Below are 25,637 nucleotides of genomic sequence, written 5' to 3' on the forward strand. Positions count from 1 at the left end.
AAATTTTACTATTTTTTTATTAATAATTTTATTATGATGAATTTTTTATTCTGATTTAGAACAGTGTTTGCATGTTTTCAGCAGCCATTTGAGGGATTTTAAGCTCAGTTTTCCATTCTTCATTCATTTTTTTGATAAAATAAGCGGATAAAAGAGGAGATGCTTTTTCAATATTCTGATGCACGAAGAAATAAAGATTTTGAAGTCCTTCTTTCTTCCATGCTGTAAGATGTTTTAGCCAGTCGTCTAATCTTTCATAATCGCTTTCTGCGTTTGCACCCACGTATCTGATAAAAGCATTGGGAGTGGTAAGTCTCATGTGAAGCATATCCCGTCTTCCTGCTGTGTCTACAATAATATTAGTGATATTGTTTTTCTCAAAAAGTTCACAGGTTTTATTTAATATTTCTTCATCGGTGAACCAGTCTGTATTTCTTAATTCTATTGCCAGCGGAACTTCTTTTGGCCAGTTATTTACAAATTTTTCTAATCTTTCATAATCTTTTGGCTTAAAATTGTCGTGAAGCTGAAGGAAAACCATCCCTAGTTTTTCATCAAAATTCAGTACTGCCGAAGCAAACTGGGTTACCACATCATCAATATTTAATAATCTTCTAAAGTGAGAAACTGTATTGGTGATTTTAGGAAAAAATTTAAAATCTGCCGGTGTTTTTTCTTTCCACGTCTGTACCTGTTCCGGAGTAGGCATTCCATAGAAAGTTGCATTCAGCTCAATAGAATTGAATTGCGTAGAATAATAGGAGAGCTCATCTTTTGTTCCTTTTGGATAGAATCCTTTCAGATCGGTTTTATTCCATTTGGCACATCCGATAGAGATATTTTCCAAGCCTTTTTTATTCTGCTTTAATATGTCTTTTGTCCTTGGATGATCTTTAGGTAAAGTGAAATCTATTTTTGAAGGATCTTCTACTTGTCCGAATTTCATAAGAGTAAATTTTAGTCTATAGCTAATTTAAGAATTTAAGGGATTAATATTCGTATTTATTCACTCTAATACTTGTGAATTAGTTCTTTTTTTCTGTGAAAAATGTTTGCTTTGTTTGACCTAAAGGAAAAAGTAAATAAAAAAACCGCAGAATATTTCTACGGTTTTTGTTTTAATTAAAGAGGTGATTAATATATCTTAGTTCTTTATTATTTTTTCTGATACTTCGTTTTTATCTGTCCTGATTTTTATAATATAAAAACCAGTTGGATAATTGGATAAATCAATTTTTACATCATTCGGATTAAAATCCTGATTCACTATTAATTTTCCCTGTCCGTCAAATACTTTTATATTTTTAATATTATCAGGAGATTTTACAGTAACAAAATCTTTTACTGGGTTGGGGAAAATATTGATTTCTTTTTTTACCAGTTTTGATGTATCAGTATTTAAAACAGAGCTTGAACAATTCGTTGTAAAATTAATGTCGGGGAAATTTGTTTGGAGATCTGCAAGTTGAGCATTGTCTACACATACCGATAAGTTGGGATTGTAGTTATAAAAATAAACATCATTTTCAATTGATCCATTTTTTATATTCACTGAAACAAGATTGGGCATATCCAATATATTTATACTGTTTAAAGTATTTGAATTTGAAAAATCGAGTTGATTAATAAGGGAACAATTATAAAACCATATATTTTTTAAATTAATATTTGCTGTAGTATTTATTTGTGATATTGAGTGCATGTTTTGAACAGTAAGATCTTCCAAATTTGTATTGTTAGATATATCTATTTGTGATAAGAGTTCATTATTGTCCAGATATAAGGAAATTAAAGCTGGATTTTGATGAGAATTTAAGGTTGTAATTTTTGTGTTTTTAACTGATAATGATTTTAAGCCAGTACAAAGTTTGACATTTAAAGTTTCTAAATTAGGATAGTAATTGCCGTTATAGCTAATTCCTATTTCTAAATTTTCTATCAAAGGACAGTTTTCTAGTGTTAATTCTTTTAAAGCATAATTTCGTGCGATATAAATATTAGACAATACAAGACAGTTTTTCGCAATGATTTTTTCAAGGCTATCATCTCCCTGTGTAAATGTTGTTAAAGTTCTTTCAGTTTTTAATGTATGAAGCTTCGCAAGATTGCTTACATCTACGGTATTCATATAACCACATGAATTCGTAATATCAATGTTTTCCAGTTCTGTTGCTGCAGTAAAATTTACACTATTAGTGATGCGTTGGTTAAAAGCTTTCAGAATTTTAAGTTTTGGTAATCCTGTAAGATTTAATAAAGTGACATTTCCGAAATAAATTCCGGATGTTGTGTTGTATTCATATCTGTTGTAATATGCACAATCAAGTTCTTCAAGATTGACTAAGCCTGCAGTAGATAGATTAATGGAAGGGGTGTTAAGTCCTTTAATTTTTTTTAAACTTGTACAGCCATTAACATTTATGGAAGAAAAATAAGCTCCGTTTGTATTGTAATGATCTGTTTCAGCGGTAATTTCCTGCAAGCTGGTACAGTTGTTGGCAATTAATTCAATATTTTGATTGACATTGGTTACTGATGATCCTGTTTCTCCCAAGACTGAAATTTTGGATAAGGTATTTGAGTTAGGGACTGAAATTTTTGTTAAAAACCGACAAGAATTAAATGTTAAAGTGTTGATATTTAAATTTTCAATATAAAGTTCTCTAAGCTCTAAATTATCGAACACAATATTACCTGTGATTTGTGTGCAGTTTTTTATAGTTAAACTATTTTCTGGAGCGTACCAAGGGTTCATGGTTGCCTGATAAGCAATTATATCATTAATATTTTGGATGCCCAAGCAGTTATCAAATGAAAGATTGATGGGGGATGCAGTTGTTTGACCCGACTGGGAAAAATCATAATAAATAGGTCTCCCTTGTACTTTTTTAATTTTATTATTATTTACGAAGCTGATATTTGCCGATTTGGTATCCCAAAAATACAGTTCTTCAAGATTGGAGAATAGCAATGCATCTGAAATTCCGTCAGCCAAATGACTATTGTAATACGCTGAATTTATATTGCTGGGATCTGAAGTGCTTCCGTTAGGATTAATATATTTTTGTGCAGAATCCTGTTGTATATTCAATATGCTTACCTGTTGGGCTTCTGATAATTGAATTTCTCCATCACCGTTTGTATCGATAGCAATAGGATTTCCGCTTAGGTCCTTTGCAATATTGTTACTGGAAGTAGAACTTAAAATTAAAGCTTTAAATTTTGAATCTGTAAAATTTAGATTTTGAGCATGAGCTATTGAGAAAAAGCCTATACTGAGTATAAGTAGTTTTTTTTTCATCGATTGAATATTTGTATTTTGTGCAAATCTACAGTATTTTCTGATACTTTCTTATTTAGACTTGGAATAAACGTACAATATATTATATGAAAAAAAACGTATCCGGCACGCTTTAGCGTGCCGGATACTATATAAATTAGTTATTATTTGTCAGATCTTAAGCTTCACAAGCTGAGCAGCTAACAAAATTTACCATTAGTTCCTTAGAAACCGAAGAGCTTCTTTGGTAGTATAATGTCTTCACCCCTTTTTTCCATGCTTCAATGTAAAGATAGTTTACATCTTTTACAGGCATTGTAGAAGGAATTTGTAAGTTCAGTGACTGAGCCTGATCGATATATTGCTGTCTTTGTGCTGCCTGAGAAATAATCTCCATAGGAGAGATTTCTTTAAATGTTTTGAATACTGCTTTTTCTTCGTCAGTTAATTCTTTCAAGTGCTGAACAGATCCGTGATTCAACATGATCGTTCTCCATGTTTCTTCATTGTCAAGACCTTTTTCTTCTAGCAGTTTTGCCAAATATTTGTTCTTACGCATGAAGTTTCCTTTCGCAAGACCCGCTTTATAATAGTTGGATGCAAACGGCTCAATTCCAGGAGAAGTTTGCCCTAAGATCGCAGAACTTGAAGTCGTAGGAGCGATTGCCATGGTAGTGGTATTTCTCAGTCCATATCCTTTCAATAATTCTGGCTCTCCGTAGATATTGGCCAATTCTCTTGAAGCCTGTTCTGCCTGTTCTTTAATATGTCTGAAAGCTCTTGCATTGAACTGCGTCGCTTCAAAACTTTCAAACGGAATCATGTTTTTCTGTAGATAAGAATGGTATCCTAAAACACCCAATCCAAGTGCTCTGTGACGCATTGCGAAGTTTCTTGCTCCCTGAAGATAATAATTTCCTTCCGTTTTGTCAATAAATTCTGATAAAACTGCATCTAAGAAGTACACTGCTAATTTTACAGCATCTGTATCTTTCCACTCATCATACAATTCTAAGTTCATCGACGATAAACAGCATATGAAAGACTCTTCTCTTGAAGAAGGAAGCATGATTTCCGAGCAAAGATTACTTGCATTTACAGGCAATCCTAAATCTTTATAAACCTGAGGTTTGTTTCTGTTGACGTTATCGGTAAAGAAAATATAAGGAAGACCTTTTTGCTGACGGCTTTCCAATACTCTTGCCCAGACTTTACGTTTTTCCATATCGCCATCAATCATATCCTGCATCCAGTAATCAGGAACGCAAACTCCTGTAAATAAGTTCTGGATCGGACTTCCGATATCTTTGATGGATAAAAATTCTTCAATATCTCCGTGGTCAATATCCAAATAAGCTGCAAAAGCGCCTCTTCTTACTCCACCTTGAGAAACAACATCCATTGCCGTATCAAAAAGCTTCATGAAAGAAACAGCTCCTGAAGATTTTCCGTTGTCTGTAACGGCAGTTCCTCTGTTACGAAGTTCCCCGAAATATCCTGAAGTTCCTCCTCCGATCTTTGTCTGCATGATTACCTCACCCATTTTGTGAGTAATCCCTTCAATGCTGTCCGGAATGTGAACATTGAAACAAGAAATAGGAAGACCTCTCTGTGTTCCCATGTTGGCCCAAACAGGAGATGAGAAACTGATCCAGCCTTTAGTAATCATTTCTTTGAATGCAGGCTGAAGTTCAGGTTTGTAAAGTTTTTTGGCAGCAGCAGTGGTAATTCTTTCAATAGCTCCGTCTACTGTTTCCCCTTTTAGAAGATATCCTCTGTTAAGCATTTGCTCAGATTCTTCATTGAGCCACCATATATTGTTGTTTTGTTCTTCCATAGTCCTTATATTTTCGAATTCCCGAATGCTTTTACACACTCAGGAATTTCGTTGCTTTTTTATATTGATTGTAAAATTTCTACTGTATGCGAACCGTTCAATCCGCTTTCATCTCTTAATCTTTGAAATTCTTTAAAAGACGGAACATTCAGAACCTCATGTTGTACCTCTTCATTGATATAGCTTGAAGAATGTAAAAATGTAACACCATCTTCTTTCAGATATACTTTATAATCAAAAGTTGCCGGATCCAATTTTTTGAAATCCTCCAAAAAATTCTGAATATTCGTTTTATTTTCTGAAACGAATTCCGGTTTTACGGTATAGGTTACCATTACATTAATCATTTTTTGTGTTTGATTTGATTGGTTTTGTCATTCTGAGGAACAAAGAATCTTTATTTTTAAAAATATTTCGACTTTGCTCAGGATGACATCGCTAATACTAAGTGTTTTGACGCTCGCTTCGCTCGCGCTTTTTCTAATCTAAAAACTAGAAAAGATCGTTCGCTGTAATACTCTTATCGTGTTTCGTGTAATCTACCGGTCTTTTTGCAAAGAAATCATCCATAGAATTCGCGAACACTTCTTCTTCGAACCAAACCATTGGTCTGTATTGTTCAGGAGAAACGTTGTATCTTGTATTCATGTTGATTTTCTTTAAGCTGTCGTCAACACGGTATTTCATGAAGTTTAATAAATCTTCTTTTGAGAAAACGCTTAGTTCTCCTAATTCAAAGATCCAGTCTAGGATTTCGCCTTCCAGTTCAATAGACTGGTCAACCAATGTATAGATATCTTCAATATCAGAATCTGTTAATAAATCTGGCTGTTCTTCACGAATTTTATTGATTAAATAAATTCCGCCGTTTGCATGAATCTGCTCATCAATAGAAGTCCAAGCGATAATATTGGAAACATTTTTCATGTACCCTTTGAATCTTGTGAAAGAAAGGATAATGGCAAATTGTGAGAACAGAGAAACGTTTTCAATCAAAATACTGAACAATAAAAGAGAAGAAACGTACTCTTTCGGTGTTGCAGAATTGGCGTGTTTAAGAACATTTGCCAAGAAGTCGATTCTCTTTTTTAAAGCAGGAACTTCTACAACCTGCGTAAATTCTTCATTATATCCTAATACCTCAAGCAAACGAGAATATGCTTCAGAGTGACGGAACTCACATTCTGCAAAAGTCGCTCCCAAACCATTAAGCTCAGGTTTTGGCATGTGACTGTATAGGTTTCCCCAGAATGTCTTTACAGACACCTCGATCTGTGCAATGGCTAACAAAGCATTTTTTACAGCGTGCTTTTCGTGAGGTTCAAGTTGCGAATGAAAATCCTGAACATCTGCAGTAAAATCCACTTCCGAATGTACCCAGAACGATTTGTTGATCGCCTCTACGAATTGAAGAACCTCAGGATATTCAAATGGCTTATAACTTACTCTTTTATCAAAAATTCCCATATTAAAATAATGTCTTTAAAATTTTACAAAAAACGATCCGTGTGAATAACATTCGAGAAATGAATAATGGATTGAATGTCAGGTGGTTGTTTGGTAAACTTATCCACCTTAATTTTCCTTCATCTCTCGTGACCTGCGAAGCACAAAGTTAGAAAACAGCATCCTATTTTGAAAGGGGAAAAGCTTAAATGTTTGAATTTGAAAGGTAAAAGTTTTCCACATTTGTTAAGAACCTGCTCTATCATTGGTTTAGAGATACTTAGCTTTTAAATTTATGTGTTTTACATTCTTTTTACTTAAACGATATTTTGTAAATTACTGTATTTTAATTGATTAATTGTTAAACAATTAAAAATTTTAATTAATTGTAATTCTTGTAACAAAATAAAAATATCTCCTACTTATAAGAAAACAAATGAAAACCACTTAATGTTAGTAATTCAAAATTTACATAAGTCATACGATACGGGTAAGAGTAAACTGCACGTTCTCAAGGGAATCAACCTGAATATTAATGAAGGAGAATTTGTTTCCATTATGGGAAGTTCGGGTTCCGGAAAATCTACCCTTCTTAATATCATCGGTATCTTGGATGAAAAAGATTCAGGAACTTATGAACTGGATGGCGTTCCTATCGAACATTTGTCTGAAATAAAATCTGCGGAATACAGAAGTAAATTTTTGGGATTCATTTTCCAGTCATTTAATCTGATTGGTTATAAAACTGCATTGGACAATGTTGCGCTTCCTTTATATTACCAGAATGTTCCAAGAAAAGAGCGTGACAAAAAAGCAATGGAATACTTAGAAAAAGTAGGTCTTGCACAATGGGCAAATCACTTGCCGAATGAACTTTCCGGGGGACAGAAACAAAGAGTTGCGATTGCAAGAGCTTTGATCACGAATCCGAAAGTAGTTCTGGCGGATGAACCGACCGGAGCTTTGGATTCTAAAACAACACACGATATTATGAAGCTTCTTCAGGATATTAATAATGAAGGGAAAACAATCATTGTTGTAACGCACGAACCTGATGTAGCTGCGCAAACAAAACGTAATGTTATTCTGCGTGACGGGATTATAGAAAGTGATGAGTTTATAAAGCAGATTGTTTTATAAATGAATTTTAGACTTAATCATGAAAGAGCTTGAATAGTAAAGCTGATAATGCTTTCATATTTCAATTTTTAAACTTTTAATAATAAAAAAATGTTCGACCTAGATCGTTGGCAGGAAATATTCAGTTCGATTCGCAGTAATGTATTGCGAACGGTGCTTTCCGGTTTTACCGTGGCTTTAGGGTTATTTATTTTTATTGTGCTTTTCGGAATCGGAACGGGACTTCAGAATGCTTTCACACAAGGCTTTGCGAGAGATGCTCAAAATTTGATTTCAATCGTTACAGGAAAAACAACCATTGCTTACAAAGGACTTCAATCTGACAGAATTGTCACGATGAATAATTCTGATTACGATTTCCTGGTGAATGTAGATAAAGAAAAAGTAGGAAGTTCTACACCGAGATACACCGCAAATTTATTAGTTAAATATGGTAAAGAAAGCGGGAATTATCAAATTAACGGGGCTGAACCTGAAGAAAAAATCATCGAAAACCGAAAAATGCTGGACGGCCGTTATCTGACCCCAACAGATTTGGATAGAAAGCAAAATGTTGCGGTAATCGGAAGAATGGTTCAAAGAGATTTAATTAAAAACGGAAGTCCGGTTGGAAAAGAATTGAATATAAATGGTACAATGTTTAAAGTCGTAGGAGTTTTCTCTGATGACGGCGGTGACTGGGATGAAAGACACATTACAGTTCCTATTACAACATTGCAGCAAATGAAAAAAGGTTCCGATACGGTGAGTATCAATTATATCGCTTACAATGATAAATTAAGTCCGCAGGAAGCTATAAAATATGGTGACGAATTAAAAGAAAGATTAAAAGCCAGAAAAAATGTTTCTCCCAACGATGAAAATGGGGTAAGAGTCTGGAATAATGCTCAGAACATGAACGATACATTTACTTTCATGGCGGTTCTTACGGCCATTGTAGGATTTATCGGGATGGGAACATTGTTGGCTGGAATTATCGGGATCAGCAACATTATGGTTTATATCGTAAAAGAAAGAACTAAAGAAATTGGGGTTCGAAAAGCTATTGGTGCAAAACCGAGAAGTATTGTTGCTTTGATTGTTCAGGAAAGTGTTGTGATAACCGTAGTTTCGGGATTTGTTGGAGTAGGATTGGGAATTTTAGCTTTAAATTTAATCGGAGATAATCTTGAAGAATATTTTATTAAAAGTCCGAGCGTAGGATGGGGAACGATCATTATGGCATTCATCGCGCTGATTTTTTCTGGATTGATTGCAGGATTTGTACCGGCATACAGAGCATCAAGAATTAAACCGATTGAAGCGCTAAGAACAGAATAGTTCGGCTGAAAGTGATCATTTATAATTCATAATTCATCATTAATAATTAAATAAAGTGAACATAATATTTAAAAAAGATACTTGGCAGGAAATTTATTATTCACTGAGGAATAATAAGCTTCGAACATTCCTTACCATGATTGGTGTGGGTTGGGGTATGTTTTTGTATGTGAGTTTGCTTGGAGCAGCAAAAGGGATGGAAAACGGTTTCGATAAATTGTTTTCGGGATTTGCAACAAACTCTATTTTCCTTTGGGCTCAGAATACATCGATTCCTTATGACGGTTTCCCGAAAGGAAGACAGGTTCATCTGAAGCTTGAAGACATTGAAATATTAAAAAGAAAAATTCCGGAAATAGATTACATTTCTCCACAGAATTCAAGAGGAAACTTTGGAAATGCAGGAGAACAGATGTCCAGAAACGGAAAATCTGCTACCTATACTTTGAATGGTGATTATCCTTTAGGAAATAAAATCTCAGAGAAAAAATTAATATTCGGAAGATATCTTAACGATGCGGATATTTCACAAAATAAAAATGTGGTAGTCATTGGAGAAGAAGTTTACAAAAACTTTTTCGATGCTAAAAAGAATGAAAATCCATTAGGGAAATCCATTAATATCAAAGGAATTTTCTTTAATGTTATCGGAGTTTTCAGAGTGAAAAAAGGAGGGGGAATGGAAAACGACCAAACGGTTTTTATTCCGCTTTCAACTTTTACAAAAATGTACAACAACGGTGATAATGTGGATTTTTTCGCGATTGTAAGCAAGCCGAATGCAGATGTAAATAAAGTAGAGGAAAAGGTAAGACAACAGTTGAAATCAAAAAATAATGTGTCACCGGATGATACAAATGCTTTCGGAACTTTTAACCTTGGAAAAGAATTTAAAAAACTGACTGGGTTTTTATCAGGAATGCAGCTTTTAACCATTATTGTAGGAACATTAACGATTCTTGCTGGGGTTATTGCAATTTCAAACATTCTTTTAATTACAGTAAAAGAAAGAACCAAAGAAATTGGGATCAGAAGAGCTTTAGGGGCAAAACCTTCTGAAGTGCGAAACCAGATTTTGCTGGAAAGTGTGGTAATCACGCTTTCGTCCGGATTGCTCGGATTCATGTCAGGAATTTTTGTCTTAATGATTTTAGATATGGCTACAAAAGGTCAGGATTCCTTTCCGTTTTATAATCCGACGGTAAATTACGGAAACGTTTTCGCGGCAATGGCGGTAATGGTTATTCTGGGATTGATCATCGGAATGATTCCGGCACAGAGAGCGGTAAAAATCAGACCTATCGAAGCTTTAAGAACGGAATAATTTGAAAATGAATCAATTTGAAAATTTGATAATGGAAAGTAATCTTTTAATGATTTAATCTTTCAATTTTTAATAAAACTTAAAAAATAAACTATACATATGAAAAAGAAATTCACTTGGAAAAAAGCCATTTACATTTTCTTGGGGCTTTTATTTGCAGTGGCGTTATTCTCGGGAATCGGGTATCTGGTGAAATCGAATTCTAAAGAGAGCGAGGCTTTTCTCACCCGTAAACCTACCATTCAGAATATGGATGATAAAGTGATGGCAACCGGAAAAATCGTTCCGAAAGAAGAAATTGAGATCAAACCGAATATTGCAGGGATTATTGATAAAATATTAGTAGATGAAGGAGATAAAGTTGAGGTAGGACAATTGATTGCAACAGTAAGAATCGTTCCGAATCTTTCTGATGTAAACAGTGCACAACAGAATGTTACCAATTCTCAGCTTCAGATCAATAATGCCAAACTGAATGTAGATAATATGCAGAAGCAATTTGAAATGCAGGCCAAACTCTATAAGCAGGGAGTCGCTTCAAAACAGGAATATTTAAATTCTCAACAGCAGTTGTATTCTCAGGAGCAGACGCTTAAAAATGCTCAGCAACAATTAATTACTGCGCAAAAAGCATTGCAGATTGCAAAAACAGGTTCAACACCTGAATTACAAGGTTTAGCCACTACGCAGATTCGTTCCAAAGCTTCAGGAACTGTACTTGAAGTGCCTGTAAAAGTAGGAAGTCAGGTAATTGAAGCCAACTCTTTCAACGCGGGTACAACCATTTGTTCCATTGCAGATCTTAACTCTTTGATCTTCCAGGGAGAAATTGATGAAGCACAGGCTGGGAAACTAAAACAGGGAATGAGCATGAATATCGTAATTGGTGCTTTACAGAACAAAACTTTCCCAGGTAAACTTACAATGATTGCTCCTAAAGGAAAAGATACCAGCGGAACCATCAAGTTTCCTGTAGAAGGAGATGTTGAAAATCCTAACAACGAATACATCAGAGCCGGTTTCTCAGCGAACGGAGAAATTGTACTGAACTCTCAGAAAAATGCTTTGTTATTGGATGAATCTTTGGTTCAATATGAAAAGAAGAACGGAAAAGATGTTCCTTTTGTAGAAGTAAAACAAAAAGATGGAAAGTTCAAAAAAACGTATATCAAACTTGGAGCGAGTGATGGTATCAATGTTCAGATTCTTCCGGGATCAGGAATTGATCAGAATTCTGAAGTAAAAGTCTGGAATCCGTCAGATAAAGACAAAGAAGAGCTGAAAGAAAAGTCAAAAAAATAGTAAACTAACACTATAAATTTTCAAACTGTGATCCTGAGATATTTTTCTCAGGATTTTTTTGTGTCATTGCAAGAAATGAAGCAATCCTATTTGAAAATAAGTAAATTTGATTTCCATTAAAATTAAAGCCATGTGTAGATACGCAGGAAAAACATATAAACCTCATTACGCATGTTTCAGTTGTAGAAAATCTTTTAAGCAAATTGATTCTTATGATATTTTAGCAAGAATTGAGAAAGATAAAATTTATCATGAGCTTAACGGAAAATCTATTCGAAAAGTAGGAACGGTTTTTACAAAAAAAGAACGTAATAAATTAGATGAATTAATTTTCGAAATTGAAAACCGTCCTATAAAATGTCCTGAATGTGAAAGCCTAATGGCTGATTTGGGGCGGGATTTTAAAGCTCCGAAAAAGACTGCAATCAAAGAATGGAAAATTATCGAAGGGCTTTACCAAATCGGAAAAGTTTTTCACACCTGTGGTTGTGACGGAATTGGTTATATTCCTCAAAATCCAAAAGACTATGAAGTGTATTTGAAAAATAGGTTGGAGGAATATCAAGGTAATTTAGTTTCCTGCCAGAATCTTTCTAAAACTGAATTTCCGGACAAAATAGAAAGAACAAATTATTGGGCAAATCAAATTTTAAAAATAAAGGCAGAAATGGTTAATCAGAAATTTATTGTTGTTTAAAAAGAGAAGAATTCGAACAATTTGCACAATATCCCGAAATAAAACCATTAAAATTAACTGATTGATAGCCTTCCGGTAACTTCACTTCCATTTCATTCGGTAAACATTCTATTTTACCGCACGACAAACATCGGAAATGAAAATGATTGTGTTTATGCTTTTTCTCCGAGCAGTTCACGCAAACAGCAAAATAATATTTTCCGTCATCACCCAAAATTTTGTGAACAATTCCGTCTTCACAAAAGCTGTTTAAAACTCGATAAATCGTTGCACGGTCCACAGCTTCACCCAGTTCTTTTTGTAGAATTTCCTGACTCACCGCAGACTTTGAGTTCTTTAATGAATCCAGAATTAATTGTTTGGTGGTGGTATTTCTCTTTGCCATACTGCAAATATAAAAATTATTATTGCGATTAAGTCGCATTAATGGAAATTTGTTCTACATTTGCAATAAGCAATAAGCAATAAGCAATAAGCAATAAGCAATAAGCAATAAGCAATAAGCAATAAGCAATAAGCAATAAGCAATAAGCAATAAGCAATAAGCAAAATACCTATGGAAAATAAATTTGATGTCATTATCATTGGAGGAAGCTATTCCGGTTTATCAGCAGCAATGGCTTTAGGAAGATCGTTACGAAATGTTTTGATTATTGATAGTGGAAAGCCATGTAACCGGCAGACTCCACATTCACATAATTTCATTACACACGACGGGAAAACCCCGAAAGAGATTTCTGATTTGGCTAAAGTTCAGGTTTTAGAATATGAAACGGTAAAATTTCATGATGGAGTACTCGCGAAAATGGAAAAAGATTCTGAAATTTTTACAATAAAGACAGAAAATGGGGAAATCTTTACTGCTAAAAAACTGATTCTTGCTTCAGGAATTAAAGATGTCATGCCCGATATTGCCGGATTTGCAGAATGTTGGGGAATTTCCGTGATTCATTGTCCCTATTGTCATGGGTACGAAGTGAAAGGGGAAGTAACAGGAGTTCTTTCTAATGGAGATATTGCGTTTGATTTCTCAAAACTGGTGTTCAATTTAACAAAAGATCTGACTTTGTTTACCAACGGAACATCTGCTTTAAATAAAGAGCAGACTGAAAAATTTGCACGGAATAACATCCACATTATTGAAGACGAAATAGAAAAAGTTCAGCACAAAAACGGAAACATTCAGAAAATTATTTTTAAAAACGGAAAAGAAATTTCCTTGAAAGCATTGTATGCAAAAATAGGTTTCGAACACAACGTCAAGGTAGAAGATCTAGGGATTGAGCTAAATGAAAATGGCTTTATCAAAGTAGATATGATGCAGAAAACAAATATTCCGGGAGTTTTTGCTTGCGGAGACAATGTGACGATGATGAGGTCGGTTGCCAATGCCGTTGCACAAGGGAATTTTGCCGGAGCTGTTGTGAATAAAGAGCTGTCTGAAGAAGAGTTTTAGAGTTTCTACATATCGAGTTTGTTTAAAATAAATTTACCCACAAAAGGAACAAAAGCTTTATACATTTGTTATCATATAAAAGCCCTCAAAAGAATGTAATCAAAGATTTTTAAAGGCTTATACTTTCTTTTTATGATTTAGCGTATTATCCAAATCTTTTGTGCCTTTTGTGGTTAAATAAAAATTAATCAGGTTATTTTTTATTTAGACCCTTTCAATTTTTTATAATTTAATTTGTTGGTACAATTTATTATCGTAATATTGCGATATAGTTTAAATCATGGGAGCAACCAAAACCGATTTTTTTACCGAGCAGCAAAATAAAATTGCAACGATTGCAAAAGCATTAGGACATCCTGCAAGAATTGCGATCATTGAATATTTACTGAAAGTGAATGAATGCATTTGCGGCGACATCGTAAATGAGCTTCCTTTGGCGCAACCTACCGTCTCTCAACATCTGAAAGAATTGAAAAATGCGGGATTAATTAAAGGAAATATTGAAGGGAACTCAATTTGTTATTGTATAGATGAAAAAGCTTTTGAAATTCTGAATGTATTTTTCTCCAATATCATCTCGACTGTAAAAAAGCAAAACTGCTGTTAAAATTTTTTTGAAACTAATTATCGTAATATTGCGATATTGCAATTTAAAATAAATTATGTTATGACACTAGAACAAATCAAAGAAATTCTTCCAACATTAGACAATGTGGAATTTGAGCTTGAAAACGGACAATTTGTACCGGAACATTTTCATGTAACCGAAATCGGAATGGTTACGAAAAACTTCATGGATTGTGGCGGAACGATGAGAAAAGAGGAAAAGGTAAACTTTCAGCTTTGGAATGCAGATGATTACGAACATCGTTTAAAGCCGGGTAAACTTCTTCATATTATTAATTTATCTGAAGAAAAACTAGGGATTGGAAATTTTGAAATAGAAGTGGAATATCAGGACACAACAATTGGAAAGTACGATCTTGAATTCAACGGAAAGAATTTTGTGTTAAAAAATAAACTGACGGCCTGTCTTGCCCAAGATGCATGTGGAATTCCTCCTCAAAAGCAAAAAATGAATTTGAGTGATCTGTCCGGAAATAAGCAGAATTTCTGTTCGCCTGATTCTGGGTGCTGCTAATATTAACTTTTATTTGAGATTAAAAAATGAATGATAAGTTATCAATATATATAGAAGAAGTTCTTTCTCAAAATATTAACGAGGACAGGAAGAGTATTTTGCAGCCATTGATAGATTTTATACAACAGAAAGTAAAAGATCAAAAATCAATAGATATTAATTTTATATGTACCCATAATTCTCGAAGGAGTCACTTTGCACAAATATGGGCTCAAACAGCATCGGCTTATTTTAAAATTTCAAATGTGAATTGTTATTCTGGAGGTACAGAAGCAATAGCTTTGTTTCCAAAAATAGCAGAGACATTATTTGATTCTGGTTTTAATATTTGGAAATTAAATGAAAATGAGAATCCTGTATATGTTATAAAATATGCTGAAAATGCTGTGCCGATTATTGGGTTTTCAAAAACATATGACGATCCTTTTAATCCAAAGAATAGTTTTGCTGCTATTATGACTTGTTCACAGGCGGATGGAGATTGCCCTTTTATTGCAGGTGCAGAAAAACGAATTCCAATAACATTTGAAGATCCGAAAATTTCTGACGGCACATCTGAGCAGACAAAAGTATATAATGAAAGAAGCCTGCAGATTGCTGCAGAAATGTTTTATGTTTTTTCGAATATCAATAAATAAAATGAATCCTCAATTAAAATTTCTTGATAGATATTTAACCCTATGGATTTTTCTGGCGATGATTGTCGGGGTAAGCTTAGGCTATTTTTTTCCTGGCATATCAATAAGGGTAAATTCATTTTCTTCGGGTACAACCAATATACCACTGGCAATAGGATTAATACTGATGATGTATCCTCCATTAGCAAAAGTAGATTATGCATTGCTTCCACAAATTTTCAAAGATAAAAAAGTGATATCCATATCATTGCTGCTCAACTGGATTATTGGACCGGTCTTAATGTTTATTTTGGCTGTTATCTTTCTCAGAAATGATCCTGAATTTATGATTGGTCTTATTCTGATCGGCTTGGCAAGATGCATTGCTATGGTAATAGTTTGGAATGATTTAGCAAAAGGAAATAGAGAATATGCAGCCTTGCTTATCGCTCTCAACAGTATTTTTCAGATTGTATCATACAGTTTTCTGGTGTGGTTATTTATTGATGTTCTCCCTCAAAAATTAGGATTGGGAAATTTTAGTGTTTCTGTACCCATCAGAGAGGTGACAGAAAGTGTTTTAATTTATTTGGGAATCCCTTTTCTGGCCGGGTTTTTAAGTAGATATTTTTTAATAAAATCAAAAGGAAAAGAATGGTACAACCGAAAATTTATCCCCATAATTTCTCCGGTTACTTTATATGCTTTATTATTTACTATTGTCTTAATGTTTAGCCTAAAAGGCGATAAAATTTTGGAATTGCCTATGGATGTTATAAAAATTGCCATTCCGCTGGTCATTTATTTCATATTGATGTTTTTTCTTAGTTTTTTTATAAATAAATTAATGAAAGTTCCCTATGATAAAAATGCGTCGATTGCTTTTACAGCAACCGGAAATAATTTTGAATTGGCAATTGCTGTAAGTATTGCAGTATTTGGAATTCATTCATCACAGGCATTCGTTGGAGTGATTGGTCCTTTAGTAGAAGTTCCGGTATTAATTTTATTAGTTAAAGCCAGTTTATTTCTTAAAAAGACGTATAAATTGACAAATTAATGAATGAAAATGAAATTTTAAAACAAAAAATCATCTTTCGCAATACCAAAATCTCAAAGGATTTTCCGTACATTTGGGGTGAAAAATTTCAAAAACTAAAAGTAAAATGGACATTATTTTCGACCTGATTGAAAAAGAAAGACAAAGACAAACCCATGGAATTGAGATGATTGCATCAGAAAACTTTGTTTCTGAGAATGTAATGAAAGCAATGGGAAGCGTATTGACTAACAAATATGCAGAAGGATATCCTGGTAAAAGATATTACGGAGGATGCGAAGTAGTAGATGAGGTTGAGACTTTGGCGATCAATAGAGCTAAAGAGCTTTTCGGAGTAGACTATGTAAATGTTCAGCCACATTCTGGTTCTCAGGCTAATGCCGCAATTTACTTGGCCGTTTTGAAACCGGGGGATAAAATCATGGGAATGGATCTTTCAATGGGAGGTCACCTTACTCATGGTTCAGCTGTGAATTTCTCTGGTATCCAATACGATGTAGTTTCTTACGGAGTTCAGCAGGAGACAGGTCTTATTGATTATGATCAGATGAGAGAAGTGGCTTTAAGAGAAAGACCAAAAATGCTTATCGCTGGATTCTCTGCTTATTCAAGAGATTTGGATTATGCTAAATTCAGAGAAGTTGCTGATGAGATCGGAGCTACACTTTGGGCAGATATCGCACACCCTGCAGGTTTGGTGGCAAAAGGTCTTTTAAATAATCCATTCGAACACTGCCATGTTGTGACAACTACTACTCACAAGACATTAAGAGGTCCAAGAGGAGGGATGATCATGATGGGGAAAGATTTTGAAAACACATACGGCCACAAAACTCCAAAAGGAGAGATCAAAATGATGAGTCAGGTTCTTGACGGAGCTGTTTTCCCGGGAATTCAAGGGGGGCCGTTAGAGCACGTGATTGCTGGTAAAGCAGTTGCTTTTGGTGAAGCTTTGGATGATCAGTTCTTAACGTATGCAAAACAAGTTCAGTCAAACGCTCAGGCGTTGGCAAAAGCGATGATCGACAGAGGATTTGATATCGTAAGCGGAGGAACAGACAACCATTTGATGCTTGTTGACCTTAGAAATAAAAATGTAAACGGTAAAGAAACTGAAAAAGCTTTGGTTCTTGCTGATATTACTTGTAACAAAAACATGGTTCCGTTTGATGATAAATCACCATTCACAACTTCTGGGATCAGATTGGGAACTGCAGCGATCACAACAAGAGGATTGAAAGAAAACGATATGGATACAATTGCAGGATTTGTTTCTGACGTGGTTGACAATATCAAAAATGAAGAAGTGATTACTTCTGTAAGAAAGAAAGTTAATGAATTAATGGAAGGTAAAGCATTATTCAATTATTAATAATTATCTTCGTTAACGAAATATAAGGAATGGGCAGTTTGCTCATTCTTTTTTTATCCCATAAACTATGGAAAAGAAATCTTTTACTTTTGATGAAATTAAACTGAAACTGGTGAACTATTGTGTTTATCAGGATCGTTGTCATGCAGAAGTAGAACAGAAAATGAAGGAATTTTTATTAATTGAGGAGGCGAAAGAAGAGATCATGCTTTATCTTTTAAAAGAAAATTATCTGAATGAAGAAAGGTTTACCAGAAGCTACATTCGGGGGAAGTTTTACATTAAACATTGGGGCAGAAATAAAATTAAAATCAACCTGAAACAGAAACAGATTTCAGAAAAACTAATCAATTCCTGTTTCAATGAGATTGACAAAACGGATTATGAAGAAACACTCCGAAAAATATATGAAGATTACTATAGTAAGCAAAAAGGATTGAAAGAATATCAGAGAAAGGTGAAAACTGTTAAATATCTTTTAAGTAGAGGCTTTGAATATGAAGAAATTTTACATTTGATTGATAGTTAACATTTATATAATTTCATTTTTTTTTGTTTAAAAAGAAAAATATATAGTTTTGTGGCAAAATTTTAATTTACTATGAAACGAAAACAACTTTTTAGGCAAACATTATTGTTGTTGCTGTTTGTGGTCTCCCAAATTATGTGGGGACAATGTATTAATGAAACCTTTGCAACTGCAGGGACAAAGCCAACAGGATGGGCTGGTACAGGTAGTGTTAACACTTCAAGTGATCCTGCACACGCTGCTGGAGGTTCAGGATATTGCTGGAATTTGGGATCAGGTCAAACTGCAATTACCCCAGCGGTAGATTATCCTCAATCTATTAGTTTTTATTTAGATGCCTCGGGTTCTGGTGGTCAAACAGTAACTTTAGCATATAGCATTAATGGAGGAAGCTATGTAAACCTTACCCCTACATTCTCTGCAACGACTGCCGGAGCGACTGTTGGGATAGCCGATTTGCCAGCTGCTGTAAAAACAGCTACAGCTGTTAAAATCCGTTTTACATCTGGATCTAATACTGCTTATGTAGATAATGTAGTTGTAACTTGTGGTACTTCTACGCCTACTCAAGCAACTACACCAACAATTACGTTAGCAGGTACTTCTGTAGGAACAGATACGTACGCAAATACAGCAACGGTTACTTTGGTTTCTGCAGGAAGTGATGCTATATATTATACGACAGATGGTAGTGATCCTACAATATCGTCTACTCCTTACTCAGCTCCTTTTACGATAACGACTATTGGTGCAACTACCATAAAAGCTATAGCTACGGTTGCAGGGTTAACGAATAGTACCGTTGCAACTAAAGCAATTACGATAGTATCTCAAATTCCACCAGTAAATGATTTATGCTCGAATGCACAAGTATTGATGGCGGGAGCTACGGCAAATGGAACTTTGCTTTATTCTACCTATGCGGCTCCAGTGAGTGCGGGAAATTCAGGAAAAGATGTTTGGTATCAATATACAGCTACTGTAAGTGGATCTCATACTTTTACCGTTCAAGGGTTTAAAATAGCACCTAATGATACATCTGCTGATGTAGATTTGCAATTGTTTGGAGGTTCTTGTCCTACATCTTCTACCTATTTGGTAAATTCTACAACAAGTAGTAATATTGAGACAATTACAACAAATTTAACGGCTGGAACTACTTATTATCTAAGAGTTTTTGCATACAATACAAATGCTGAAGCGTCTACTTTCACAGTAGGTTTAACGGCTCCAGCGCCACCAACACCTCCTGTAATTACTAATGAAGGGGCGTTACCCAATGCAACCGTAGGAACTGCGATTGCAACATTTAATGTAATATCTTCAGGATCTGCAGCTACGTATTCGTCTGCTAATTTACCATCTGGTTTATCTATAAGTTCTGCTGGTGCAATTACAGGGACTCCAACTGTTTCAGGTACGAATATTCCATTCACTGTAACAGCGACAAACAGTGAGGGTTCTGATGATGGAAATTATACAATTACAATTGCACAAGGTGTACAAACTTCTGCTAATAATACGTCTTACAACTTAGTATCCGGGGCTGCGAATACAACTTTAAGTGCGACTACCAATGCAGGAAAAACTATAACTTATGTAAGTAACAACAATAATGTAATAGATATACAAAATGGTAACGAAATTCATGTGGTTGGAATAGGAAGTACAACTATTACGGCATCTGCTTCTGGTGATGCTAATTGGAATGCTTACAATGCAACTATAAACGTTGAAGTAATATCTGCAGTAGTTTACCAAAAAATTAATTCTCTTACAGATTTAACAGACGGAGAGTATGTGATTGCAGATGCTAACGATGAAGTTGCTGCAAGTAATGTAATTACAAATGGTGCTTTAGTTACTAATGCTATTACTCCTACGTCTGGACAAATTATAAATCCGGCAGCAAATACGGTTTGGAATTTGGTGAAAACAGGAAACGTATTTACAATTCAAAGTGTTGCAAGTTCTAAATTTGTAAATTTTATAAGCTCAACAAATTTATCTGTTGTTGATGCAGTAGCAAATAATAACCAAAAATGGGATATTACTTACACTTCAGGATCTAATGCTCACTTTACAATAGCAAGTGCAGCGGATGCAAGTAGAATTTTTAAATATAATTCTGGTTTGACAGCGCCTGGATTTAAAGCATATACTACCTCAACTCAATCACCGGAAGTTAGTCTTTATAAAAAAGTATCAGCTGCTGTTACAACTTGGAACGGAACAGGTTGGAACAATGGAGTGCCTACATCTTCTACAGATGCAATCATTGCAGGTTTATATTCTACAACTATACAGCCGAATCTTACAGGAAATACTATTACAATCAATAATGGAGGAGTATTGGAAGTTACTAGTGGTAAAACTGTAACAGCAACAAATGTAATTGTAAATGACGGAGGAAACTTCATTCAAAGAGATGGCTCTACTTTAACTAATACAGGAGCTTTCAATGTATTGAAAAATACTACGAGTGCTGCTAATAAATATGTATTCTGGGCATCGCCAATGGTTTCTCAAAATATTTTTGGTATTTATACAACTACACCACAGTATGTGATGGCTTATGATAGTGCAACAGATTACTATACGACTTTAAGCAATCCTGCAACTTCTATTCCTGGGGTAGGATATTCAGTAAAAATGCCTGCAGCAAATGCAATTGCTACTTTCGGAGGAGCTTCCGCGCAGCCAAACAATGGAAATGTAGTAGTCGCATTAAACAATACTTCTACAAACAAATATAACTTAATTGGTAACCCATATTCATCTAATGTAGATTTGAACGCATTTTATAATGCTAACTCATCTTCTGTAGGTTCTACATTTTGGTTCTGGGATAATACAAGTAATAGTGTAACTACGCAATCAGGAAATACGACAACCAATGTTGGGTATGCTACATACAATGCAGCTGGTTCTGGTACTTGGATAGAAGCGCCGACTTCTTTAGCGTCACATTCAGGAAATTCAGCAACAATAGGACAAGGTTTCATTGTTGAAGCAACAGGAACGGCAGCAACATTTACCAATGCAATGAGAATTTCTACTACAGGAAATACCTTTAACAAATTAAATGGTAATGATACAGGTAAATTTTGGTTGAAGTTGGCAACACCATATGGAAGTAATACCACATTAGCTGTTAACTATGAAGTGGGAGCACAAAATACATTTGATGCTTTCGATTCAAGATCAATGGGAATGGGGTCAGATGCTTTCTATAGTACAGTGGGTACTGAAAAATTAGTAATTCAAGGTAGATCACCGTTTACGGTTGATGATGTTGTACCATTAGGAAATAAGCATTTTGAAGCAGGTAACTTTGTAATTTCATTAACTCAAAAAGAAGGTGTTTTCAATAACGGACAGGCAATTTATCTTCATGATAAAAACTTAGGTACTTATACGAATCTTCAGACTGGAAGCTATAGTTTCTCAGCTAATGCAGAAGAGTTTACCAATAGATTCGAAATTGTTTACAAATTGAATGTTTTAGGAACTCAGGAAATTGAAAAAACAACTTTTGAAGTATATAGAGACGGAGAAGGCTTTGTTGCGATAAATTCTAAAAACATTGAAAAACTAGAAATATATGATGCTTCGGGGAGAAAAGTAATGGAATTAAAACCAAATGCTGATTCCGTTAAATTTAAATTACAAACAAAAGGAATGTATATTTTAAGAGCAATATCAGCTGGTAAAGAGTATACAAAAAAACTAGTTAAATAAGAAAAAGATGAAAAAGATAATAGTTATAGGTTCAATAGTTTTTTCTGGTCTTGCTTTTGCACAACACTCAGATAATCCTTATATATATGATGAGCCATCACAAACATCAGAAGTAGAAAAAAGTCCAGGTGAACCTGGGGATCCTTCTACACCAATAGATGAGCAAATTCCATTTTTGATAGCTGCAGCTATAGGGATGATGCTTGTTTTTTCCAAACGCAAAAAAGCAAGCAATTCTTTTTAAAGAAATATATTTAAAAACCGAAGTTTATTAACTTCGGTTTTTTTTAGAAATAGAATATTTATTTTATTATGGCTATGTGATAAGTTTGCATAAAAAATGATTTTTTTATTTAATATATTTATAGAAATAGTTAAAGAATCTCTTTGTTAAAACATATTTGTGACTATTATTTCACATAATATGAATCACATAAAAAATAAATTCAAGACTAGGTGATAAGAACAAATAATATCATTATATTTGTCCCAAAATTATAAAACCAATTGATGTTGAATGAAAAAGCTACTTCATGCTTTTAGTGTACTGTACGATGGGGACAACATATTGAAAATTACGAAATTAAGATATGTCCCTCGTTGGTTAGTTATTATTATAGATGTTCTTATTGTACTGTTTTCTATAGTGCTTTCTTCTCTGTTTTTAGAGAAATTACATGTAAGAGATAGTTTTCCGGAATATACATTTCAAAAAATAAGTTTGGTCATTATAATTAATGTCCTGTTTATGTTTGTATTTAAAACATATGCAGGGATTATAAGGCATTCAACTTTTTTTGATTTCTTTAAAATCATGTTTTCTTCGGGAAGTACTTTAATGACTCTTCTAGTTATTAATTATTGTACAGAAATATTTTTTGGAAGAACTCCATATCTTTATCCTAATCTGTTTCTATACTTTTTCATATCTGTTTCTGCAATGTTCTTTTTCAGAATGATTACAAAACAGTTCTTCAATATGCTGATCGATTATAAAGGATTTTCATATAAGGTTAAAGTGGCAGTAGTGGGAGTAGGAGATGCGTCCGTTTCAGTTGCAAGAGCGATCATGCATAATCCCAGTTATCCATATCGGTTATATGGTTTCTTGACAAAAAGATCGGACTCTAACCGTGCAATGTTATTAGGACATAAAATATACAATCAGGAGTACTTTTTTAAAAACGAAAACCTAATCAGAAAGTTTGATGCAGTATTGATCATTAAGGAGATCATGACAAAGCAAGAGCTTGAGGAATGGATGACTCTGGCTCTAGATAATGGTTTAAAAGTGTTGAAAGCTCCTTCATTGAGTAAAATGCGAGACTCTGATTTAGTAGGAGGAATACGTCAGCTTCAGATTGAAGATTTGCTGAATCGTAGACCTATTAAAATAGAAAATGAAGAAGTTAAGAAAAGGCATTTTAATAAAAATGTTTTAGTAACAGGTGGGGCTGGTTCTATCGGAAGTGAAATTGTAAGACAGGTTGCTCAGTTCAATCCTTCTCTGATTGTGGTACTGGATCAGGCTGAATCTCCTTTGTATGAATTGGAGTTGGAGTTGGTGGAAAAATTTCCGGAGCAGAACTTTAAATTTATACTGGCAGATATTTCAAATAGATATAGACTTGAAAAAATATTTGAAGAGCATCAGTTTTCAATGGTATACCACGCTGCGGCGTACAAACACGTACCCTTGATAGAAGATAACCCTCATGAAGCAATTTTTGTGAATGTTTTAGGAACTAAAAATGTAGCATTGCTTTCAAAAGAATACAAAGTCAACCGTTTTGTAATGGTTTCTACAGATAAGGCTGTAAACCCTACAAATGTTATGGGAGCATCAAAAAGAACAGCCGAACTTTTTGTACAATCTCTACAGAATTCGGAAGGTAACGTTACTAAATTCATAACTACACGTTTTGGAAATGTTTTAGGATCAAACGGTTCAGTAATTCCTCATTTTAAAAAACAGATTGAAAAAGGAGGTCCGATTACGATTACTCACCCGGATATTATCCGTTACTTTATGACAATCCCTGAAGCATGTGAATTGGTATTACAGGCAGGAACTATGGGGAATGGAGGAGAAATCTATGTATTCGATATGGGTGAGCCTGTAAAGATTTTAGATTTGGCTAAAAGAATGATAAAATTATCAGGTTATACCCCGGATTTAGATATTAAAATCAGTTTTATAGGATTGAGACCAGGAGAAAAATTGTATGAAGAATTGTTGAGTGACAATGCAACAACAGTCCCTACCCATCATGAGAAAATTATGATTTCCAAAGATTTGACAATAGAGTTTGAAGAAATTAATATATTATGCATACAGATCATTAAATCGGCAGTTAAAAGAGATAGATTAGAGGTTGTAAGGATACTAAAGACTATTGTACCTGAATTTATTAGTAATAATTCAGAATTTGAAATTTTAGATCATAAAACTAAAGAATTTGATGTGATTCAATAATGTAGAATGAATCAATTCTAAGGAGTAGTATTGCAGATCATTTCTTAATATATATTGTTAAGAACAGAATTTAGGTAATCAAATTTTTTAATGAATAAAGTTTAAACTTGAAAATTTAGATGATTGGATTGAAAAATCCCTCACTAAATTTAAGTGAAAAATAAGAGCATAAAAGTTTTTAATGTTATTTTGAGCGGTGGAGTAGGAAGCAGGTTGTGGCCCCTATCTCGAAAACAAAATCCTAAACAGTTTTTAAAACTTTTCTCTGGAAAATCTCTATTTGAATTAACAGCAGAAAGAAATATAGGATTAGTTGATGAGCTTATAGTTGTTGGAAACCATGATCATATTGAATGGAGTAGAAATATATTTCGGGATAGGAATATCCCGAACAATTTATTACAGAAAGAGTGGCAAGAAATACTGCTGTGACAATTGCTTTTGTGATACATGCAGATTTTGTTAAGAATACCTTCTATAAATATTGACTAGGCTATGATGGAGCCTTCAAAGAAAATTAAAGTGATTCTTGCTTATTTTATGTGGAATGATTTAGGGGCTTTTGAATAGTTATATGACTACCTCAGATCTAATGGACATCCTGTGGATGAAAATGGAAATATGGTAATAGGTACAGATATTTTCACAGCCTTTGGAGGAATGAAAAACTGTATTTTTGTATTTACTTCTGATGCAGTACTGATTTTGCAAAAAGAAAAATATAAGGATGTGAAAAAAGTATATGCAAAGTGGGAAAATAAAAATAAATAAAAAAGTATCAGAGTTCAAAGCAATGAGAAAATCTAAATTTTGATTCTTGACTTTAGTATTAATAAAAAATAAAATTGAAACTTTTGTTTCATAAATAATAATCATATTTTTGTGAAAAATATTTCAGG

23 protein-coding genes are annotated in these 25,637 nt (G+C 33.9%); 17 read left to right on the forward strand and 6 right to left on the reverse strand.

Features of this window, described 5'->3' with window-relative positions; translation table 11 throughout:
* Window positions 1-55 precede the first annotated feature (55 nt).
* The 5 genes from JI747_RS18045 to JI747_RS18065 form a co-directional block, all read right to left on the reverse strand.
* On the reverse strand, window positions 56-946 hold the full coding sequence (locus JI747_RS18045; protein WP_225690260.1) for a DUF72 domain-containing protein: 891 nt from the start codon (window positions 944-946) through the stop codon (window positions 56-58).
* Between the two features lie 198 nt (window positions 947-1,144).
* Window positions 1,145-3,301, reverse strand: coding sequence for a T9SS type A sorting domain-containing protein (locus JI747_RS18050; protein ID WP_225690261.1), 2,157 nt, complete (start codon window positions 3,299-3,301; stop codon window positions 1,145-1,147).
* Window positions 3,302-3,458: 157 nt separating this feature from the next.
* Window positions 3,459-5,126, reverse strand: a complete 1,668-nt coding sequence (locus JI747_RS18055; RefSeq protein ID WP_317197635.1) for a ribonucleoside-diphosphate reductase subunit alpha — start codon at window positions 5,124-5,126, stop codon at window positions 3,459-3,461.
* Between the two features lie 50 nt (window positions 5,127-5,176).
* Window positions 5,177-5,464 (reverse strand): hypothetical protein, encoded by a 288-nt coding sequence (locus tag JI747_RS18060; RefSeq protein WP_225690262.1) that lies wholly within the window; start codon window positions 5,462-5,464, stop codon window positions 5,177-5,179.
* Between the two features lie 145 nt (window positions 5,465-5,609).
* Window positions 5,610-6,584, reverse strand: a complete 975-nt coding sequence (locus JI747_RS18065; RefSeq protein ID WP_225690263.1) for a ribonucleotide-diphosphate reductase subunit beta — start codon at window positions 6,582-6,584, stop codon at window positions 5,610-5,612.
* A gap of 429 nt (window positions 6,585-7,013) precedes the next feature.
* Here JI747_RS18065 and JI747_RS18070 point away from each other — a divergent pair, with 429 nt between their 5' ends.
* The 5 genes from JI747_RS18070 (at window position 7,014) to JI747_RS18090 (ending at window position 12,346) form a co-directional block, all read left to right on the forward strand.
* Complete coding sequence (locus JI747_RS18070) at window positions 7,014-7,703, forward strand: ABC transporter ATP-binding protein (RefSeq protein WP_225690264.1); 690 nt, start codon at window positions 7,014-7,016, stop codon at window positions 7,701-7,703.
* A 90-nt stretch (window positions 7,704-7,793) separates the two neighbouring features.
* A complete protein-coding gene (locus JI747_RS18075; protein ID WP_225690265.1) occupies window positions 7,794-9,023 on the forward strand; it encodes an ABC transporter permease in 1,230 nt (409 codons plus the stop codon).
* Window positions 9,024-9,078: 55 nt separating this feature from the next.
* The gene (locus JI747_RS18080) at window positions 9,079-10,347 is read left to right on the forward strand and encodes an ABC transporter permease (protein ID WP_225690266.1); all 1,269 of its coding nucleotides are present in this window, start codon (window positions 9,079-9,081) and stop codon (window positions 10,345-10,347) included.
* Window positions 10,348-10,446: 99 nt separating this feature from the next.
* Window positions 10,447-11,649, forward strand: a complete 1,203-nt coding sequence (locus JI747_RS18085) for an efflux RND transporter periplasmic adaptor subunit (protein WP_225690267.1) — start codon at window positions 10,447-10,449, stop codon at window positions 11,647-11,649.
* A gap of 130 nt (window positions 11,650-11,779) precedes the next feature.
* Window positions 11,780-12,346, forward strand: coding sequence for a hypothetical protein (locus tag JI747_RS18090; protein ID WP_225690268.1), 567 nt, complete (start codon window positions 11,780-11,782; stop codon window positions 12,344-12,346).
* Here the strand turns inward: JI747_RS18090 and JI747_RS18095 are convergent.
* Window positions 12,333-12,731 (reverse strand): Fur family transcriptional regulator, encoded by a 399-nt coding sequence (locus JI747_RS18095; RefSeq protein WP_225690269.1) that lies wholly within the window; start codon window positions 12,729-12,731, stop codon window positions 12,333-12,335. The two genes, JI747_RS18090 and JI747_RS18095, sit on opposite strands and share 14 nt — an antisense overlap.
* A 171-nt stretch (window positions 12,732-12,902) precedes the next feature.
* On the opposite strand from JI747_RS18095, the gene JI747_RS18100 reads away from it, so the two are divergent.
* From JI747_RS18100 to JI747_RS20450, 12 genes are all read left to right on the forward strand, one after another.
* On the forward strand, window positions 12,903-13,802 hold the full coding sequence (locus JI747_RS18100; protein ID WP_225690270.1) for an NAD(P)/FAD-dependent oxidoreductase: 900 nt from the start codon (window positions 12,903-12,905) through the stop codon (window positions 13,800-13,802).
* Window positions 13,803-14,082: 280 nt separating this feature from the next.
* Entirely contained in the window at window positions 14,083-14,409 is a 327-nt protein-coding gene (locus tag JI747_RS18105) for an ArsR/SmtB family transcription factor (protein ID WP_225690271.1), read from the forward strand.
* 60 nt (window positions 14,410-14,469) lie between these two features.
* On the forward strand, window positions 14,470-14,943 hold the full coding sequence (locus tag JI747_RS18110) for a DUF6428 family protein (protein ID WP_225690272.1): 474 nt from the start codon (window positions 14,470-14,472) through the stop codon (window positions 14,941-14,943).
* Between the two features lie 26 nt (window positions 14,944-14,969).
* Window positions 14,970-15,581, forward strand: a complete 612-nt coding sequence (locus JI747_RS18115) for an arsenate-mycothiol transferase ArsC (RefSeq protein ID WP_225690273.1) — start codon at window positions 14,970-14,972, stop codon at window positions 15,579-15,581.
* Between the two features lies 1 nt (window position 15,582).
* On the forward strand, window positions 15,583-16,620 hold the full coding sequence (arsB, locus tag JI747_RS18120) for an ACR3 family arsenite efflux transporter (RefSeq protein WP_225690274.1): 1,038 nt from the start codon (window positions 15,583-15,585) through the stop codon (window positions 16,618-16,620).
* 106 nt (window positions 16,621-16,726) lie between these two features.
* On the forward strand, window positions 16,727-17,992 hold the full coding sequence (gene glyA / locus JI747_RS18125) for a serine hydroxymethyltransferase (RefSeq protein ID WP_225690275.1): 1,266 nt from the start codon (window positions 16,727-16,729) through the stop codon (window positions 17,990-17,992).
* A gap of 67 nt (window positions 17,993-18,059) precedes the next feature.
* A complete protein-coding gene (locus JI747_RS18130; RefSeq protein ID WP_225690276.1) occupies window positions 18,060-18,521 on the forward strand; it encodes a regulatory protein RecX in 462 nt (153 codons plus the stop codon).
* A gap of 72 nt (window positions 18,522-18,593) precedes the next feature.
* On the forward strand, window positions 18,594-22,262 hold the full coding sequence (locus JI747_RS18135; RefSeq protein ID WP_225690277.1) for a beta strand repeat-containing protein: 3,669 nt from the start codon (window positions 18,594-18,596) through the stop codon (window positions 22,260-22,262).
* 7 nt (window positions 22,263-22,269) lie between these two features.
* Complete coding sequence (locus JI747_RS18140) at window positions 22,270-22,506, forward strand: hypothetical protein (RefSeq protein ID WP_225690278.1); 237 nt, start codon at window positions 22,270-22,272, stop codon at window positions 22,504-22,506.
* Between the two features lie 273 nt (window positions 22,507-22,779).
* Entirely contained in the window at window positions 22,780-24,738 is a 1,959-nt protein-coding gene (locus tag JI747_RS18145; protein ID WP_225690279.1) for a polysaccharide biosynthesis protein, read from the forward strand.
* 153 nt (window positions 24,739-24,891) lie between these two features.
* On the forward strand, window positions 24,892-25,170 hold the full coding sequence (locus JI747_RS20445) for a sugar phosphate nucleotidyltransferase (protein ID WP_317197631.1): 279 nt from the start codon (window positions 24,892-24,894) through the stop codon (window positions 25,168-25,170).
* Between the two features lie 171 nt (window positions 25,171-25,341).
* The gene (locus tag JI747_RS20450; RefSeq protein WP_394371161.1) at window positions 25,342-25,509 is read left to right on the forward strand and encodes a cupin domain-containing protein; all 168 of its coding nucleotides are present in this window, start codon (window positions 25,342-25,344) and stop codon (window positions 25,507-25,509) included.
* Window positions 25,510-25,637 lie beyond the last annotated feature (128 nt).

It is taken from the genome of Chryseobacterium tagetis (genome assembly GCF_016735585.2).
Classification (GTDB): Bacteria; Bacteroidota; Bacteroidia; order Flavobacteriales; family Weeksellaceae; genus Chryseobacterium; species Chryseobacterium tagetis.